Origin of the sequence: Thalassobacillus hwangdonensis (assembly GCF_042675915.1) — a bacterium.
Taxonomy (GTDB): domain Bacteria; phylum Bacillota; class Bacilli; order Bacillales; family Halobacillaceae; genus Thalassobacillus_A; species Thalassobacillus_A hwangdonensis.
This window is the reverse complement of sequence record NZ_JBHTKL010000001.1, coordinates 751256-768918: the sequence shown is the minus strand read 5'-3', so window position 1 is coordinate 768918 and position 17663 is coordinate 751256. Positions and strand designations below refer to the sequence as shown.

Genomic DNA, 17663 nt, shown 5'->3' with positions numbered 1-17663 from the left:
AGGAGTTGAATTTCTTTGAAAAATGATCTCGTATGTAAAAACATTCAAAAAGAATATAAAGGTGACGGTGTAACTACGATTGCATTGAAGGAAGTGGATGTGACTTTCAGAGAAGGTGAGTTCGTATCGATCGTCGGACCTTCCGGATCAGGAAAGTCGACACTGTTAAGTCTGATCGGCACTTTGGATTCTCCTTCTAAAGGAACCATCCATTACGGTGATGCAGCTTTGGAAAAGATGAAGGCCAAAGCGTTGGCGGACTTCCGATTTGAAAATATCGGATTCATTTTCCAGCAATATCATCTCTTGCCTACGCTTACAGCAATCGAAAATGTACTCGCTCCGCTATTTTCACGAAAAGTACCCTATAAGAAAAAAGAACGTGCAGAGGAACTGCTTGCCAGTGTAGGACTTGGAGATAAGCTCCATTCTTTACCTTCTCAATTGTCAGGGGGACAGCAGCAAAGGGTTGCAATAGCAAGAGCACTTGTCCATCAGCCGAAGTGGCTGCTTGCAGATGAACCTACTGGTAATCTGGATACGGAAACGAGTGAAATCATTTACGACATATTGAAGACACTGAATCAGGAACAAGGCTGTGGTGTCATCTTCGTCACCCATGAACCCGAGCTTGCCGCAAGGGCGGATCGGACGATTGAAATGAAGGATGGTGTGATTGTGAAGGATTCGAGGAGTGTCGTCCATGCTTAGATTCATTTGGAATTCATGGTGGCGCAATAAACAGCGGTTCATTCTCCTCCTTATCGGTGCATTAATCGTCAGTATCGGATTGAGTTATTTAGTGGGAATTTCACAGGCCACTAATGCGACGGTCACTGAAGAACTTCAGAAAAGATGGAAATCTTCCTATGACATGGTCATCCGTCCTCCAGGTTCAAGAAGTGTCACCGAAGATAGGAACCTTCTTGAGCCCAATTATTTGAGTGGTCTACATGAAGGAATTTCTTTAGATCAATATGAATCAATCAAGAACATGGAAGACATTGCAATTGCCGCTCCAATTTCAATGATCGGTTATACAATGTATGGCACGACAGTCAAAAAAGTGGACTACAAGGAGCCAGGCATTTACCGGTTTACGAGAACACATGAGACCTCAAATGGTGCCAACGTTCATAAAATTGAAGTGGATTCTTATTTTGCAGTTGGAGGCGGCATTGATGAGCCTTTAGCAGCTTATACGAGGGAATACGGTATCAGCCGCTTTTCAGGTGAACTTGGATCGTCAATCGAAGTTCTGATCGCAGCGGTAGACCCAGAGGCTGAAGCAGCCCTCGTTGGACTTGATGATTCCATGATTACAGAAACGGATGAGACGAATGCATTTTTTGAAGGAAGTACCGAAATCAGTAAAAGAGATGTAGGGGACGGGTTGGTAGATAACCGAATACCTGTCATATTGAGCAGTAAGTCTTTTGTTGATAATTCATCTTCATATAAAATCGCCCGGTTGAACCTTCCTTTCGGCGCTGAAGAAAGCCAGGAAACAGTTAAAAAAATGGAGGATAACGGTGGCAAGGCTTATTTAGATGATATTGAAGCTAACGTAGTAGATGAATTTACTTTTACCAGTGAGGACGTTCATGAACAGCGCATCGAAATGATTAAGCAGAACTCAAGCGAAGTATCAAGCTCTGATGATTTCAGCTGGATCGTTTACAAACCTACACCAGTAGACTACCAGGAAGTGACCAGCCCCTTCAACGAACGCTGGCCATATGCTTATCAGGTACGACCATTTACACTTCCTGAGGAGTCTATGCACCCTGTTGAACATGCATATCGACCTGTAGAGTTTTTTGGAAAAGGGAATGGTGCATCTACAAGAGACATGCCAAGAGTTCGTTTTGACTTCAAAGGTGTATTCGACCCTTCTAAGCTTGATATTTCCAAGGATCCATTGAATGAGCTTCCAATGGAAACCTACTTCCCATCAACAGCCAAATTGGTGATGGATAAGAACCAGCAGCCTGTTAATCCGCCAACCCAATTGAAGCCTTTGGATAATCCGTATGGTTTTCTGACTAAGCCACCATTGATGCTGACAACGCTTGATGCCGCTGCTGAAATACTTGGGGAGGATCCGATTTCTTCCATACGGGTGAAAGTGGCTGGTGTAGACGTGATCAGTGAAGAAAATGAGAAGAAGCTGAATGCCATCGCCACAAAGATTGAAAAGGAAACCGGATTAATCGTGGATATCACACTCGGTTCGTCTCCACAACCTGCAGTCACTCACATTCCTGCATCTGGAGAACAGCCTTCGATTGGCTGGGTGGAACAGCCATGGATCAAACTCGGTTCTTCCATCACGATTTTCAAAGAATCCAAATTCGGGTTGTCCAATCTGATTGCCTGTGTCATTGCGGTAGCAGTCGTTTATGTGTTCTCTTCCAACCTCATTATGATGTATGCGAGGAAAAAGGAGTTTGCAGTTCTCCTATCCCTAGGATGGAGACCTGATAAGCTGAGCCGGATGCTGATGATCGAAGCACTCATTCTAGGTGTTTTCGTATCGATGGTAAGCTGGTCCATCTTAGGAGTGATTTACGCTACTGAAGACATACAAACATCGATTGCCAGATTGATATTCATTGCATTGTTCGGTCTGATCATCTACTTATCAGGTTCCGTCATCCCTGCGATTCTCGTCCGAAGAATTTCTCCTACGGAAGCGATGAAATCAGGAGAAGTTTCGAAAAGGAAGCGGAGATTCGTCGGTTCGTCATCACTGATTGGTATGGGAATCAACCAGATGCTGACGCAATGGAAACGTACCTGTCTTTCTGTCATTTCTATTGCACTGCCGACAAGTATGTTGATCGTACTTCTATTCATCACCTTCCGTCTGCAGGGAGTTATGTACACGACGTGGCTCGGTGAGTTCACCGCGATGGAAGTAGGTTCGATGCATTATTTGGCGATGGGTGTAGCACTGTTGATCGCGATCCTTACCACGACAGAAATCATGTGGCAGAATGTTGCTGAAAGGCGACCGGAATTTGCAGTCCTTAAATCGCTGGGGTGGCGGAATGGAACGATCAGCAGATTGATTGTATGGGAAGGTGCAGCAAATGGAATCATTGCTGCCGTCGTAGGATTCACGCTTGCAATCGGTATGATCCGACTCGTGTATGGGCAATACCCTCAGGACTCATGGCTATTCCTATCAGCTACAACGCTGATACCGATCATTACCGGAATGATCGGAGCTCTTTTGCCGGCAATTGGTGCAATGAGAATTACACCTGGTCAAGGCTTCCATGGTGGAATAAGCAATTCTAAGCGATCTGAAAAGATTATCCGCTATGTGCTTGGCGCTGGAGGAGCGGCTTTAAGCGCAGGAATCGTTGCACTGCTTGTTTTCGCAATACCTGATATCAGTAATCAGTCAGCGAAATCAGAAACATCAGACAGCACAAGTGTCCAGGGTACAAGCGGAGATGTAGAAGTCTTCCAGGATGAAAAAACGAAAGAGGATGAAGAGGAAGTTGAGGATCAGAATAAAGAGGAGTCTATTAATGAAGACGCTAATGCAATAGACTTACTTAAAGAAACTGCAGATACTTTCAAAGCTGGAGAGGAAGTAGTGGATCCTGCAAAATCTTTTGGGGACAGAGAAGTGGAAAGCAGTTATCATTTCACGGTAGAAGAGGTCAGCCCTCCTGAAGCTCTGGCACCTGAGAAGGACACGAATAAACTTCTTAGTGTGAAAATAGAGTTTACTAAAACAAGTACAGGACGTATGAACTTCATTCCGAACCACTTCCTTGTCATTGATAGTAAAGGGGAGAAATACATCAGAAAAACCGTAAACATTATTGAGCGCGGAACGTGGAATAGCACTGTTCTTATAGGTGAAACGACGTTCATTGGTGAATTGACTTATGAAATTCCAGAGAACGTTGATGAATATGTACTTTATTTGGACCATGAAACAGCAGGTATCTATGATCCAACTGTCATCGAATTCAATTGATTGATTCGACACATCACATAGAGGTGTGTCATTTTTTTTAGAAAATTAGAATTTTTGAAGGGAAATAAGTAACTTATGTAGAAACTGATGTATGACGCTTTTTGACCTTTGCGTGAAAAATGTGTATTGTAAGGGGTGAGGGCATGGAATCCCAAGATTGGAAAATAGCAGAAATCCCAGGCTATCGTGCATTAGGGTACAAGTGGGAAGGAAGTTATGCAGAGGTAGGTTCATTGAAGGAAGTCATTTATCGTATGAGTGACCGCGTAAATGAACTCGACTTTGCTGTAAATCCCGAGACGCAGCTCGGTTTATCCTATCATCTGCGTCCGGATGGTTTTGTTCACTATTCTGCGTATGAAGTTACCGAAGATCAACATGTCCCTGAGGATATGGTTGAATTCTTCGTACCCAGAATGACGTATCTTACTGTCCAGCACCAAAAAGGACAGAATATCGGCCAAACCTATGAATCTATTTTTTTATGGATGGGTGAAAACGGTTACAAGCCATACGTCCATGTGGATGGAAAGGTGTTCGATAAGCTGCCGGTCAAGCACGAACGCTATCCCCATAACAGGGATTTGGAAGATCCTCACTTTGAAATACTGATTCCTATTGAGAAGATCAGTCAGGTTTCAAATCAGTAATAATCGGTTACATGCTCTATCAAGGTCAATGCAAACTAACAATTTTTTATAAAGGAGCTATGTTCATATGAGAAAACATCTTAAACACTACATCAATGGTGAATGGGTAGAATCTACAGGTAACGAGACAGAAGACGTGATCAATCCTGCGACGGAAGAAGTCATGGGAACGATCAGTCTAGGTACGAAGGAAGATTTGGACAAAGCGGTTGAAGCAGCAAAAGCAGCATTGCCGTCTTTCTCTAAGACTTCCAAGGAAGAACGTATCGAATTGCTGGAGAGAATCGCCCAGGAATATGAAAAGCGCAAAGACGACTTCATTGAAACGATCACAGATGAACTTGGTTCTCCACTTAAGATTTCTGAAAGAGTCCATTACAACATGGGATACATGCACTTCTCACAAGCTGCAAAATCTTTGAAAGACTTCTCTTTCATGGAAGACCGCGGCAATCACGTAATCGTTAAAGAAACAGTAGGCGTAAGCGGATTGATTACACCTTGGAACTTCCCTACGAACCAAATTTCAACAAAAATAGCCAGTGCATTAGCTGCTGGTAGCCCTATGGTTGTCAAACCTTCTGAGTTGACGCCATTCGCTTCCATCATCCTTACTGAAGTATTGGATGCAGCTGGAGTACCTAAAGGTGTCTTCAACCTTGTCAACGGTTCTGGAGAAGTAATCGGTGACGGCATCAGCTCCCATCCTGATATCGACTTTGTTTCCTTCACAGGTTCTGTCGGTGTCGGTAAGAAAATCATGCAGAACGCTTCTGAAACGATTAAGAACTTCGCATTGGAACTTGGAGGCAAGTCTCCATTGGTTGTCCTTGAGGATGCAGACGTAGAAAAAGCAGCGAAAGCAGCACTTGGTCACATTACGATGAACAGTGGTCAAGTATGTTCCGCAGCTACTCGTGTACTGATTCCTACTTCCATGAAAAAGGACTTTGAAGAAGCAATCAAAACAGCAGTGGAAAACACTCCAGTCGGAGATCCACGAGGAAAGAACTTTGTAGGACCGATCATTTCGAAGAAACAATGGGATCGTGTACAATCTTACATTGAAAAAGGAACAGAAGAAGCTACGCTATTAGTCGGTGGCCCTGGTAAGCCTGAAGGAATCGACAAAGGTTACTTCGCAAAACCGACTGTATTCACAGATGTTAAAAATGACATGGTGATTGCACAGGAAGAAATCTTCGGACCTGTGACTACGTTGATTACGTATGATACGCTTGATGAAGCGATTGAAATTGCGAACGACACTGTATATGGTCTTGCAGGCTATGTCGTAGGTTATGATCAGGAAAACTTGCGCAAAGTTGCAACATCGATCGAAGCTGGCCGTATTCAAATAAATAATGCAGGCCCTGACTTCTCTGCACCATTCGGAGGTTACAAACAATCTGGGCTTGGACGTGAGTGGGGCGACTTCGGTATAGAGGAATACCTTGAAATCAAGTCGATCCTAGGTATGCCATCTGCAGAATAAATTACAATCAGATTGATAGAACAGGAGATTTTTCTCCTGTTCTATTTTTTTGAAACAAAACAGGTAAGCATCGCGTATAGGTTAGCAGGAGGAGTTGTGATGAAAAAATCGGAATGGGAACACAAGATGATGCACATTGCTTCCAAATGGCTGCCTATTCCCAGGGTCTATCGTCTCGGTGGCTTCTGGAACGTGGTGCTGATCCTTTCAATTCTCGGTTGGATTAAAATCATTGGTGACATGTGAGGAGAGGTCAAATGGATTATTTGTATATAGTGAACGTAGAAGCAGCAATTTACTACGAGGGAAAGTTTCTGATCATCAAACGATCGGAAAAAGAAGAGCATGCATGGGGTCTATATTCGCTTGTTGGAGGCAAGATCGACTATGATGAAGATACATCTCTGATTATGAAAGAAAACCTTATCCGTGAAGTAGAAGAGGAAATCGGTATCAGGCTGGATGATCAACTGGAGTATATACATAGTACAGCTTTTAAAGTCGAAGATACCCAAGTATTGAATGTCGTGTTCTTGAGTCTATCATTCGAAGGTACTCCCTTCATCAAAAGTCCTGATGAAGTATCAGAAATCAAATGGCTGTCCAATGAAGAGATTCAACACTCGACAGAAATCCCATCTTGGACGAAGCAAAGTGTCCAATTGGCAGCAAAGCAACTTAAACTCACTATCTAGGAAATGGAACGGAGATGTGTCGATGATTTATGTAATCAGACATGGGGAAACAGAACTTAACCGACTTGGCAGGATGCAAGGGAGAAATGGACTGCCATTGAATAAAGCAGGAGAGGTGCAGGCGGAAACCTTAAAGCAATTGCTGAGTGCCACCTCCTTTGATTTCGTTTACTCTTCCCCGCAGGAAAGGGCCATCCAAACAGCAGCGATTGCTTCTGGTCTAAGTCCAATCGTAGATGCGAGGTTGGATGTCTTTGATATAGGAGAAGCGGATGGCTTACCAAAAGAAGCGGTCATCCGAAAAGGAGCATTGCCCGACACATCACACTACAGAGGTGTAGAGAAAATCGATACATTTCTTAAGAGGATTTTTCACCTTTTAGAAGAAGCATCATCCATGGGTGATGAAAAAAATGTATTGATTTGCGGTCATAAATGTACTACAAGTGCAATTGGAGCTTATTTCAATGGAATCCCTACGGATGGGAATCTGATGAAATATAGTCTATCCAATGGAGAAGTTCAAACTTATCGATGGAAAAAAATCGAAATTTGATTGGTATTTTTTAGATGATTGTGTATAATGTTAAAAACACGATAACGACAATCGATGATTAAGAGAGTAGTCACCTGGAATGTCAAAGCGAATCAGGGTTTGGTGGAAGCCTGGTACAGGATGGATGGCGAAACGGACTTATGAGATGTATTTCTGAATGAATGTAGGAAATACCGGGGACTGCCTCGTTAACAAATCGAGCGATTCTGTATGGATTCATATAGGATCAATTAGAGTGGTACCACGGGAAAATGAACTCTCGTCTCTTTATTGAGACGGGAGTTTTTTATTTGGAGGGATAATGATGGATGTGAAACACTTATTTGCTGAGGAACTTGAAAAGAAGCTGAAAGACAGCCTGAACTTTGAAACCATTCTTACGATGATTGAAAAGCCGAAACAGGAGGATATGGGTGATCTTGCATTTCCTTGTTTCGTGCTTGCTAAAACGTTCCGCAAACCGCCCAAGGAAATTGCTGAAGAACTGGCACAAGACTTGGATGCACTCTGGGTGGAGGAAGCAGAGAGTGTCAACGGTTATTTGAATATCCACTTGAAAAGAAAACCGATAGCAGAAGCGGTGTTAAAGGAAATTGCTACTAAGCAGTCAAGCTACGGTGAAGCGAATATCGGTCAGGGGGAAGTGATGACGCTCGATTTATCCTCTCCGAATATCGCGAAACCTTTTTCGATGGGGCATCTCCGTTCAACAGTCATAGGAAATGCGATAGCGCTGATCGCAGAAAAGTGTGGGTACAAGCCTATCCGTATCAACCACTTGGGAGACTGGGGAACTCAATTCGGCAAGCTGATCGTTGCTTATCAGAAATGGGGAGATCCAGAAAAGGTCAGAGCACAGCCGATCAAGGAACTACTGGAGCTTTACATCAAATTCCATAAAGAAGCGGAAAGTAACTCGAGTCTAGAAGATGAAGGAAGAAAAGCATTCAAAGACCTTGAAGCTGGTGATGCAGAAGCACTGAAGCTATGGAAATGGTTCAGAGAGGAATCATTGAAGGAATTCAATAAAATTTATGAACTACTTGGCGTTTCCTTTGATGCGGTACAAGGTGAGGCTTTTTATAACGATAAAATGGCAGCTGTCGTTAAGCAACTGGAAGAAAAGCAGCTATTGGAACCTTCCGAAGGCGCAATGGTCGTACCTGTCGGCGAAAATCACCCACCTTGCCTGATCAAGAAAAAGGATGGGACGACGCTTTACGCAACCCGTGATTTGGCAGCAGCAATCTATCGTCACCAAACGTACCATTTTTCAAAGTCATTGTATGTGGTCGGCAATGAACAGACACTGCACTTCCAGCAGCTCAAAGTCGTACTCGAAAAAATGGGCTATGAGTGGGCAAGTGAAATGAAACATGTACCATTCGGAATGATGTTGAAAGACGGCAAGAAAATGTCCACTCGTAAGGGAAAGGTCGTGTTATTGGAGGATGTTCTGAACGACGCCATCGAGCTCGCAAAAGCAAGCATCGATGAGAAGAATCCTGAGCTTGAAGATAAAGGCGCTGTTGCCAGACAGGTCGGTACAGGTGCAGTCATATTTCATGATCTGAAACATCACCGCATGGGAGATGTCGAGTTCTCACTGGAAGATATGCTGAAGTTCGAGGGCAACACAGGTCCATATATCCAATATACACATGCCAGAGCAGCATCACTTCTTAATAAAGGTGGCTATACTACAACGGATGTCGTCTCATTAAACGACGAAGACGAAGCTTGGAGCATCATCAAATATTTGGCAGACTTCCCGGAGGCCGTTCAACGGTCGCTGAATGATTATGATCCTTCTTTAATTGCAAAGTACCTGTTTGATTTATCCAAAGCATTCAACAAGTACTATGCAAATGTACGTATTCTGGAAGATCCTGAAAGACTGAACGTCGTTTTCGCGATCAAAACAGTCTTGAAAGAAGGATTACGCTTATTGGGAATCAAAGCACCTGACGCCATGTAAAGAAATCACTTATGCACCTTCCATGTAATAGCGCTGATCAGAAGGACTACTGCCATACTGATGTAAAAGCCTGGTCGAAGTGTAGGCTCCACTACTGTTCCAATGATTGCACAAATGATAAGAAGGAGACCTGTGATACCTGATCCATAAACTCTCAATGATCCAGTCAACAATTTGAATGATGATGCTGTGATGAATACCCAATTGTATAACAGAAGGATTCCAGCAGCGGTTGTAATATACTCATACACCTTCCCTGGAAGCAATAATGCAGCAACCACGGATATGGAAAGTCCTATCACGGACAAAACTAAAGAATGAAGAGGAAGCCCCTTGAAGTGTTCCGATCTTTTCGCGAACATGGATGGGGCTTCTTTATCTTTAGCTAAATTCAATAATAGATTGGTCACACTGTATAACACGGCGGTCATCGTCGAAAAGCCTGCAATGATGATGGCACCATTAAACAAGTGCAGAAGGATCGGAAGGTCGAACATGCGGAACACGGTCATGAACGGACTTTCGTTCGTATTGAAACGACTCAAAGGAACCAGTAGGACTGCAAGGCTTAACGAAGCGATATAGATTATAGCGAGCAGCACAATCATGATTTTCCCAGCTTTTGCAGCATCTGCTGTATTTTTTAATCGAACCGCCATCATACCAATTACTTCAATTCCACCGAATGCATAATATGCAAACAGAAGCGAAGTAATTAAGCCTGTTAATCCCTTCAAGAAGAATGAACTGCCAATAGAATTGGGCTGTCTTTCGATGTCTATCATTCCAGAGAGAAGAAGCACTCCGAAGATGATGAACATGAAAATAGCTGCGATTTTAATTATAGCGAAAACATCCTCCGCCTTATCGAATCCACCTGTGCCGAGAAATAGAATTCCAGTTGCAAGGGAGGCATACAAAGCAGCAAGCATCCAAAGCTCGATGTTCGGAAACCAGTATTGGGTCAATGTCGCCAAAGCAATCAATTGACTTCCCATCACCAGTACATTGGAACACCAATAATTCCAACCGCTGCTGAAGGAAGCCCATCTCCCGAATGCTTTGCCAGCGTAAGTGCAGAATGAACCTTCCTGCGGATCAAGTGCCGTCATTTCAGCAAGCAACCCATAAATGAAATACGTTCCGGTAGCTGCAAGCAGAAAAGCGAGAATAATCAATGGTCCAGCCTGCAATATACCGATGCTTGAACCGAGAAAGAATCCGGTTCCGATTGTACATCCGATTCCTATAAGCGACAATTGCCACCAGTTCATGCCATTGCTGGAATCCTTCGAGCCTTTATTCTGTTGGTTTGTTCCAGATTCAGTCATTGCAGCCCTTCCTTTTCCTCGAAGCATTCTTCTATTCAGTATGAGGTTTGTTTACAATCCTCATGCATGACTTTAATTCCAAACCAAAAACCTAATTTGAAATATTATTTCAATTTTTAGTTAATGATTAAGAAATATTATGTTATAATGGTCGCATACATAGGTAAAAGCGCTTACAGAAAATCAAAACAGAAAGGTGGGAGGGACGATGCACTTACCAAAAATGACAGTAGTCGGGTTAATGTCCGGTACATCACTGGACGGTATGGATATCGCTGTAATCGATGTAATGAAAGATAATACCATAGACATGAAGCTTAAGCATTTCACTACCATTCCATATGATCCTGAAGTGAAAGCGCGGCTGGAGGTTATCGTCAAACCGAGCAGTCAGAGTCCTGAAATATCCTCGATGAACATGCTGTTAGGAGAGGTTTACGCCGATGGGATACTTACTGCCTTGGATGAGGTTGGGCTAGAAGCGGATCAGGTCGATTTGATCAGCACACACGGACAGACGATTTTCCATGACCCACTTTCAAAATCAGATGATCCATATTATCGACCGAACACATTACAAATCGGAGATATCGGCGTGATTGCCGAAAGAACAGGAATAACAACAATCGGTGATTTCCGGACGAGGGACATGGCTGTCGATGGACAAGGCGCTCCACTGGTACCGTTTCTTGATTACCAATTGTTGAAGTCTGATTCAACAGGAAGAATCCTCGTCAATATCGGAGGTATTTCTAATTTTACGGTCATTCCGAAAAATTCTGATGGAAGCGATGTAGTCGCTTACGATACAGGGCCTGGCAATATGATCATCGATGCGTTCATTTCATGGATGACCGATGGGGAGCATTCGTACGATGAAGGTGGAAAGGTCGCAGCAAGCGGAGCCATCGATTACGAATGGCTACAGGAATTGATGGAACATCCTTATTATGCAGCTTTACCACCTAAGAGTACCGGTCGCGAATTGTTCGGCATCGATTATGCAAAGAGGTTGTGGTCGGAAGCAGACATGCGGGAACTTTCCTATGAAGATCGTCTGGCCACGGTCACCGCACTTACTTCATTTACATTAAGCGGTTCGTTGAGAAGACATATTGACCATGAGGATGTCAGAGAAATTTACATCAGTGGTGGAGGATGGCATAACAAGACGATGATGAAATGGATGAAAACCTCCATACCAGAACACGTTCATATCGGCTCATCCAAAGAACTTGGTGTCGATAGTGATGCAAAAGAAGCGATTGCATTCGCGCTATTCGGATATTTAGGCTTTCATCGCCAGCCGAATAATTTACCTTCTGCAACAGGAGCTAATAAAGAAGTGATCATGGGAAAGATTTGCTGGGGAAGCAATTGACCCTGTACTAGTAAAAAGTAATTTTAAAAAATAGGATGGTATGATTATGGATAACCTTACGAAGCTTACAACAGAAATGTATAATCCTAAATCGGCAAACCTGGACCAAATGTCGATCAAAGAAATATTGACATTGATGAATGAGGAAGATACTCTCATTCCCAAAGCGATCAAGCAGATCCTCCCTGAAATCGAAAAGACTGTAGAGGCTGTATGTGATTCCATCAGTTCCGGAGGAAGATTGTTCTACACAGGGGCAGGGACGAGTGGACGTATTGGTTTATTGGATGCAGTGGAATGTCCACCAACATTCTCAACTAAAGCGGATCTTGTCCAGGCTGTACTAGCTGGTGGAAATAGAGCGGTCATGGTAGCAGTCGAAGGAGCGGAAGACGACGAACAGCTTGCTGAGGTAGAAATGAAAGAACGAGGACTGACGAGTAAAGATGTTGTCATAGGTATTGCAGCTAGTGGAAGGACGCCATTCGTTAAAGGTGCGTTGGACTATGCGAACTCCCTGGGAGCTACAACGGTAAGCTTGACGAGTAACGCCAATGCAGAAATCAGCAAGCAAGTGAACATTGCTCTCGAAGTAGAGACAGGTCCTGAAATTTTGACTGGTTCTACAAGACTTAAAGCAGCTACTGCACACAAGATGATTCTTAATATGATTTCCACCGCATCCATGGTGCGTTTGGGGAAGGTTTACCGTAATTTGATGGTCGATGTTCACGCATCGAACTACAAATTGAAAGAACGTGCCAAAAAGATCGTCTGTGAAGCGACCGGAGCAGATTATGAAACAGCGGAAACCGTACTGGAAGAAACAAGCTTTTCCGTCAAACCTGCAATCGTCATGCTTTTAACACATGTCACTTATAAAGAGGCACTGGATTTGCTTGATGGTGCTGGTGGTTTTGTCCGACATGCAGTCAACCAGACAAGTCAAAAGGAAACGATGTAAAAGATTTTTTTAACAATTAATCTATTATTCTGTCATAATATTTTATATAATTGAGAAAAGTGCAACAATTTATCCGCTATTAAAGGAGGATTGCTGTGAATACGCTTGAATCGAGTCTTGATGAACTCTTTGAAAATGAAATCCAGAATGAATCGTTTCCTGGTGCCGTAGTGTTGGTCAACTATAGAGGTGAACGCATTTTTCATAAAGCCTATGGATGGAGAAATCGAGAAACGGATGAGCCGGTCGAAAAAGACACTGTGTTCGATTTGGCAAGCGTGACAAAGATCATCACTTCCTCGCTGATCTTGAAAAAAGTTACTGAGGGGAAGCTGCAGCTAAACGGAATGGTAGGAGATCTGCTGACTTCTTTGAAAAATAATGAAGCACTGGCATCCATCACCATTCAGTCATTGCTCACTCATTCTTCCGGACTTAAGGCGTGGGAACCGTTCTACACCCATTCAGACAAATCTGTTTTCAACATCCTCGATTCTATGGATGTTTTGCATCATGAACAACACTCGGTTGTATATAGTGATCTGAATTATATCCTGCTTGGTGAAATACTGAAGGAACTTGAAGGAAAGAGTCTTCAAGCGATTGTATTGAAAGAATTGGTTGAACCGTTGCAGTTAAAAAAACTATCCTATAAAGTAGCTTACACTGAAAACGTTGCAGCTACGGAATATGGCAATCAAATTGAAATGCAGATGTGCAACGAACGCAATCGAACATTCGATTCATGGCGCATTCAGGATCAACCGATCATTGGAAAGGTCAATGATGGAAACGCTTTCTATTTTTTCGGTGGAGAATCCGGTCATGCAGGGTTATTCGGAACTGCAGAAGACCTTGAAGGATTAGCAAGCATCTATTTGAAAGGGGGCTTGGTGGGGGATAAGAGATTGATTGATTCACGTTTGATCCATGCTTCTATGGAAGCGATTGCAGGTAATCGTGGACTCGGATGGCACTCGGGAGACCCATTTCCAGCAGGCGTGGGGCATACCGGTTTTACAGGTACTTCCTTATGGCTTTATCCTGAAAAAGATCTTCATGTAACGTTGTTGACTAATCGTTTGCATGTAGCCGATCCGAAGAATATCAATCCTGTCAGGAAAAAAGTGCATGAAGTAATTATGCAACATATCGTTTACTATTAAGGGGGAGGAAATTATCATGAAGAAAAGAAGTTTTCTTTTAACTTTTATGTTAGTTAGTGTGGCTGCATTGTTGTTCGCTTGCTCCAATGATGAGGGAAATAATGCAGATGCTGAATCAGACGGAGATTCATCTGTCGAACAAGTGCTTAAGATTGCAAACGATCAGGAACCTGCCGGGTTGGATCCACACAAGACTCCAGCTCATTCCTCTGTAAGAATCTATTCTCAAGTGTACAGTGGACTTGTTCAGTTCGATGAAAACATGGAAGTACAGGGAGACCTTGCGAAAGATTGGGAACAACCAGACGAAAGTACATATATTTTCAATCTTCGTGAAGGCGTTACTTTCCACAATGGCAATGAAATGACTGCAGAAGACGTCAAGTACAGCTTCGAGCGTATCATGGCTGAGGAAACTGCTTCTCACATCGCTTCCTACTTCTCGAATGTAGAAAGCATCGAAGTGCTGGGAGATTATCAAGTGCAGTTCAATCTTAAATCTGCCGATGCAACGTTCCTATCCAACCTGACGAATGCAAGTGCTGCAGTAGTGGATCAGACAGTTGTAGAAGAAAATGAAGACCTTCAGCAGGTTGCTGTCGGAACTGGTCCTTTCAAGTTCGTAGAGTGGGTACCGGACAACAAAGTCGTACTGGAAAAGAATGAAGACTATTACAATGAAGATCTGCCGAAGCTTTCGAAAGTGGAATACTACACGATGAAAGACGAGTCAGCGAGACTATCTGCAATCCGTACTGGCGAAGTAGATTTGACAACGCTTACAGCGAAATCTTCATCTTTGCTGGAAAATCAGGACAACCTTACTGTCAAGGACTATCAATCTCTTGAATACAGTTACGTAGGCTTCAACGTAGATGTAGAACCATTGAATGATGCAAAAGTGAGACAGGCATTGAGCCTTGCTACAAACCGCGAAAGCATCGCTGATATCGTATGGAATGGTGACGCTGTCGTATCAGGGCCTGTTGCTCCTTCCATGGGTGACTGGTCTATTGATGTAAAAGAGCATGAGCTTTACAGCAATAACCTGGATAAAGCGAAGCAACTGCTTGAAGAAGCAGGTTATGCTGATGGCTTTGATATCACGATCACTACTGCTTCCACTTATGCAGATATGGTCGATACAGCTCAAATCCTTAAGCAGCAGTGGGCAGAAATCGGTGTGAATGCAGATATTGAACAAGTCGAGTGGGGCGCGTACATCGATACATGGTTGAATACTTCTGCAGATGTTCTGATCGGTCGTAACGGTTCCGGTACAGACCCAGACCGTGCATTGAGCTACTTCTTCCACACAGAAGGATCTGCCAACGTATGGAACTACTCTAATACTAATTTTGATGAACTAGTCGAAAAAGGTAAAGTAACAACTGATAAAGAAAAACGCAAAGAAATCTATACAGAAGCACAGGAACTTCTATTGGAAGACTCTCCAAACCTATTCCTTGTTTCTCCAATGAAATATGTTGCTGTTTCCAACTCTGTTGAAGGGTTCACTCCATACCCGCATGATGGAGAAGATATTTTGGAAGTCACTAAAAAATAACACAGTCGAGGCTGCCTAGGCAGCCTCGTATCTTATTAAGGGTGAATACGATGTATGCATATATTTTAAGAAGACTTTTCATGTTGATACCAGTATTATTCGGAGTTTCCGTCGTCATCTTTTTCGCCTTGAGAGTCATTCCGGGTGATGTGGCAATCACTATTCTGGGAACAGATGCAACTCCAGAAGCACTGGCCCAGCTAAGGAAAGAATTTGGTCTGAATCTGCCTATCTATGAACAATATTTAAGTTGGATCGGCGGGGTTCTGACAGGAGATTTCGGTGAATCCATGCGTACTGGCAAGGAAGTGCTACCAGATATCCTGAATAGATTTGCACTTACGTTCGAATTGACACTGTTTGCTGCGATCATCTCATGGATCATTGCAATTCCACTCGGTATCATCGCAGGTTTGAAACGGAACTCGAAAACTGATTTTTCCGTACGTATCGTTTCTTTACTTGGGGTGTCCGTACCGAACTTCGCATTGGCGACGGTGCTGATTCTTGTACTCGCGCTATGGTTCTCCTATAGTCCTCCAGTAGGTTATGTAGGTTTCTTCGAAGATCCGATCACGAATCTCCAAATATTGTTCCTGCCATCCTTCGTATTGGGTACATCGATGGCTGGTGCGGTAATGCGGATGACTCGCTCATCCATCCTTGAAATCCTCAGACAGGACTTCATTCGGACCATCCGTGCTAAAGGTGCAAGAGAGAGGGTCGTCATCTTCAACCATGCGCTGCGTAATGCAATGATCCCGATTCTGACGATCATCGGTATGCAAATAGGCGTTCTGCTTGGCGGAACTGTGATCATTGAACAAATTTTTTCTTTACCTGGTCTAGGGCAGCTCGTGCTGACAGGAATCAATCAGAGGGATTTCACGGTGGTACAGGGATCGGTATTATTCATCGCATTCGTATTCGTCGTCATCAACCTGATTGTCGATCTGCTTTATTCTTATCTGGATCCGAGAATTACGTATAAATAAGTGATTAAATAAGGAAGTGTGATCTTCGTGAAAGAATTCGTACAACGATTAATTGAAGACAAGGTAGGGCTGTCAGGTTTCATTGGTATGTTGATCGTCATCATCATCGCTGTGTTTGCACCTGTGATCGCACCATACGGACCTGAAAAAATGTTCACAGAACACACATTGGAAGCCCCTAGCAGTCAGTTTTTATTCGGTACCGATGAATTTGGCAGGGATATCTTCTCGAGAATCGTCTTTGGCGCACAAGTCTCCTTGAAAGTTGGCTTGATCGCAGTAGGCATCGGAGCGCTTGCCGGTTTATTCTTCGGTGTCATCAGTGGTTATTTCCAAGGGAAGATTGATCAGATCATTATGCGCGTCATGGATGTATTCTTTGCCTTCCCTGATATTCTTTTGGCGCTGACAATCATCGCAGTGCTGGGACCGAACTTGAGAAATACGATGATTGCAATCGGAATCGTATTTACCCCTGTATTCACAAGGCTGGTACGTTCTGCAGTCATGTCGGTGAAAGAAAATGAATATTTGACTAGCGCCGTAGCAATCGGAGTCCATCCAGTCAAAATCATAATCAGACACATTACACCGAATATCATGGCACCGTTCATCGTACAGGTGACACTTGCGCTATCTGGAGCAATTTTGACAGAAGCCGCATTGAGTTTCCTCGGGCTTGGAGTCCAACCGCCGAATCCATCATGGGGTGTCATGCTGAATGCATCCCGTACCTACATGGAATTTGCACCATGGACGATCCTGTTTCCGGTAGGAGCGATCGTTTTCACCATTTTCTGCTTTAACCTACTAGGTGACAGCCTCCGTGACATTCTGGATCCTAAATTGAAACAGTAACTGAAGGGTTCAGGTAAATGCGCTATT

The 17663-nt window shown here is 43.4% G+C and carries 15 protein-coding genes and 1 other annotated feature; of the genes, 14 read left to right on the top strand and 1 reads right to left on the bottom strand.

From position 1 onward, the window contains the following. Positions 1-15 precede the first annotated feature (15 nt). The 8 genes from ACFQ2J_RS04005 (at position 16) to argS (ending at position 9374) form a co-directional block, all read left to right on the top strand. A complete protein-coding gene (locus tag ACFQ2J_RS04005; RefSeq protein WP_386056797.1) occupies positions 16-711 on the top strand; it encodes an ABC transporter ATP-binding protein in 696 nt (231 codons plus the stop codon). Continuing rightward, on the top strand, positions 704-4000 hold the full coding sequence (locus ACFQ2J_RS04000) for an ABC transporter permease (RefSeq protein WP_386056795.1): 3297 nt from the start codon (positions 704-706) through the stop codon (positions 3998-4000). The genes ACFQ2J_RS04005 and ACFQ2J_RS04000 overlap by 8 nt, the downstream gene beginning before the upstream one ends. 143 nt (positions 4001-4143) lie before the next feature. After that, entirely contained in the window at positions 4144-4650 is a 507-nt protein-coding gene (locus tag ACFQ2J_RS03995; protein ID WP_386056794.1) for a GyrI-like domain-containing protein, read from the top strand. A 67-nt stretch (positions 4651-4717) separates the two neighbouring features. Continuing rightward, entirely contained in the window at positions 4718-6145 is a 1428-nt protein-coding gene (locus tag ACFQ2J_RS03990; protein ID WP_386056792.1) for an aldehyde dehydrogenase family protein, read from the top strand. 99 nt (positions 6146-6244) lie between these two features. Continuing rightward, a complete protein-coding gene (locus ACFQ2J_RS03985) occupies positions 6245-6391 on the top strand; it encodes a hypothetical protein (RefSeq protein ID WP_386056790.1) in 147 nt (48 codons plus the stop codon). An 11-nt stretch (positions 6392-6402) separates the two neighbouring features. Then, positions 6403-6840 (top strand): NUDIX hydrolase, encoded by a 438-nt coding sequence (locus ACFQ2J_RS03980; protein ID WP_386056788.1) that lies wholly within the window; start codon positions 6403-6405, stop codon positions 6838-6840. A gap of 22 nt (positions 6841-6862) precedes the next feature. Then, a complete protein-coding gene (locus ACFQ2J_RS03975) occupies positions 6863-7396 on the top strand; it encodes a histidine phosphatase family protein (protein ID WP_386056786.1) in 534 nt (177 codons plus the stop codon). 45 nt (positions 7397-7441) lie between these two features. Next, positions 7442-7666: a binding site (T-box leader), on the top strand. Positions 7667-7700: 34 nt separating this feature from the next. Beyond that, complete coding sequence (gene argS, locus ACFQ2J_RS03970) at positions 7701-9374, top strand: arginine--tRNA ligase (RefSeq protein ID WP_386056784.1); 1674 nt, start codon at positions 7701-7703, stop codon at positions 9372-9374. 5 nt (positions 9375-9379) lie between these two features. Here argS and ACFQ2J_RS03965 read toward each other — a convergent pair whose 3' ends face one another. Next, positions 9380-10705, bottom strand: coding sequence for an amino acid permease (locus ACFQ2J_RS03965; protein WP_386056782.1), 1326 nt, complete (start codon positions 10703-10705; stop codon positions 9380-9382). Positions 10706-10913: 208 nt separating this feature from the next. Between ACFQ2J_RS03965 and ACFQ2J_RS03960 the strand changes: the two genes are divergently transcribed. The 6 genes from ACFQ2J_RS03960 (at position 10914) to ACFQ2J_RS03935 (ending at position 17636) form a co-directional block, all read left to right on the top strand. Then, positions 10914-12086 carry an anhydro-N-acetylmuramic acid kinase gene (locus ACFQ2J_RS03960; protein WP_386056781.1) on the top strand — a complete coding sequence of 391 codons (1173 nt, stop codon included), beginning with the start codon at positions 10914-10916 and terminating at the stop codon, positions 12084-12086. 46 nt (positions 12087-12132) lie between these two features. Next, positions 12133-13050 carry an N-acetylmuramic acid 6-phosphate etherase gene (murQ, locus tag ACFQ2J_RS03955; protein ID WP_386056780.1) on the top strand — a complete coding sequence of 306 codons (918 nt, stop codon included), beginning with the start codon at positions 12133-12135 and terminating at the stop codon, positions 13048-13050. A 95-nt stretch (positions 13051-13145) separates the two neighbouring features. Next, entirely contained in the window at positions 13146-14216 is a 1071-nt protein-coding gene (locus tag ACFQ2J_RS03950; RefSeq protein WP_386056778.1) for a serine hydrolase domain-containing protein, read from the top strand. A gap of 16 nt (positions 14217-14232) precedes the next feature. Then, complete coding sequence (locus ACFQ2J_RS03945; RefSeq protein ID WP_386056776.1) at positions 14233-15783, top strand: ABC transporter substrate-binding protein; 1551 nt, start codon at positions 14233-14235, stop codon at positions 15781-15783. Between the two features lie 50 nt (positions 15784-15833). Further along, positions 15834-16778, top strand: a complete 945-nt coding sequence (locus ACFQ2J_RS03940; RefSeq protein ID WP_386056774.1) for an ABC transporter permease — start codon at positions 15834-15836, stop codon at positions 16776-16778. Between the two features lie 27 nt (positions 16779-16805). After that, the gene (locus tag ACFQ2J_RS03935) at positions 16806-17636 is read left to right on the top strand and encodes an ABC transporter permease (protein ID WP_386056772.1); all 831 of its coding nucleotides are present in this window, start codon (positions 16806-16808) and stop codon (positions 17634-17636) included. Positions 17637-17663: the final 27 nt, after the last annotated feature.

Coding starts and splice junctions, on each gene's coding strand:
- ACFQ2J_RS03945 (WP_386056776.1), top strand. CDS start 14,233: ATGAAGAAAAGAAGTTTTCTTTTAACTTTTATGTTAGTTAGTGTGGCT.
- ACFQ2J_RS03960 (WP_386056781.1), top strand. CDS start 10,914: ATGCACTTACCAAAAATGACAGTAGTCGGGTTAATGTCCGGTACATCA.
- ACFQ2J_RS03965 (WP_386056782.1), bottom strand. CDS start 10,705: ATGACTGAATCTGGAACAAACCAACAGAATAAAGGCTCGAAGGATTCC.
- ACFQ2J_RS03990 (WP_386056792.1), top strand. CDS start 4,718: ATGAGAAAACATCTTAAACACTACATCAATGGTGAATGGGTAGAATCT.
- ACFQ2J_RS03975 (WP_386056786.1), top strand. CDS start 6,863: ATGATTTATGTAATCAGACATGGGGAAACAGAACTTAACCGACTTGGC.
- ACFQ2J_RS03940 (WP_386056774.1), top strand. CDS start 15,834: ATGTATGCATATATTTTAAGAAGACTTTTCATGTTGATACCAGTATTA.
- ACFQ2J_RS04000 (WP_386056795.1), top strand. CDS start 704: ATGCTTAGATTCATTTGGAATTCATGGTGGCGCAATAAACAGCGGTTC.
- murQ (WP_386056780.1), top strand. CDS start 12,133: ATGGATAACCTTACGAAGCTTACAACAGAAATGTATAATCCTAAATCG.
- ACFQ2J_RS03980 (WP_386056788.1), top strand. CDS start 6,403: ATGGATTATTTGTATATAGTGAACGTAGAAGCAGCAATTTACTACGAG.
- ACFQ2J_RS03985 (WP_386056790.1), top strand. CDS start 6,245: ATGAAAAAATCGGAATGGGAACACAAGATGATGCACATTGCTTCCAAA.
- argS (WP_386056784.1), top strand. CDS start 7,701: ATGGATGTGAAACACTTATTTGCTGAGGAACTTGAAAAGAAGCTGAAA.
- ACFQ2J_RS03995 (WP_386056794.1), top strand. CDS start 4,144: ATGGAATCCCAAGATTGGAAAATAGCAGAAATCCCAGGCTATCGTGCA.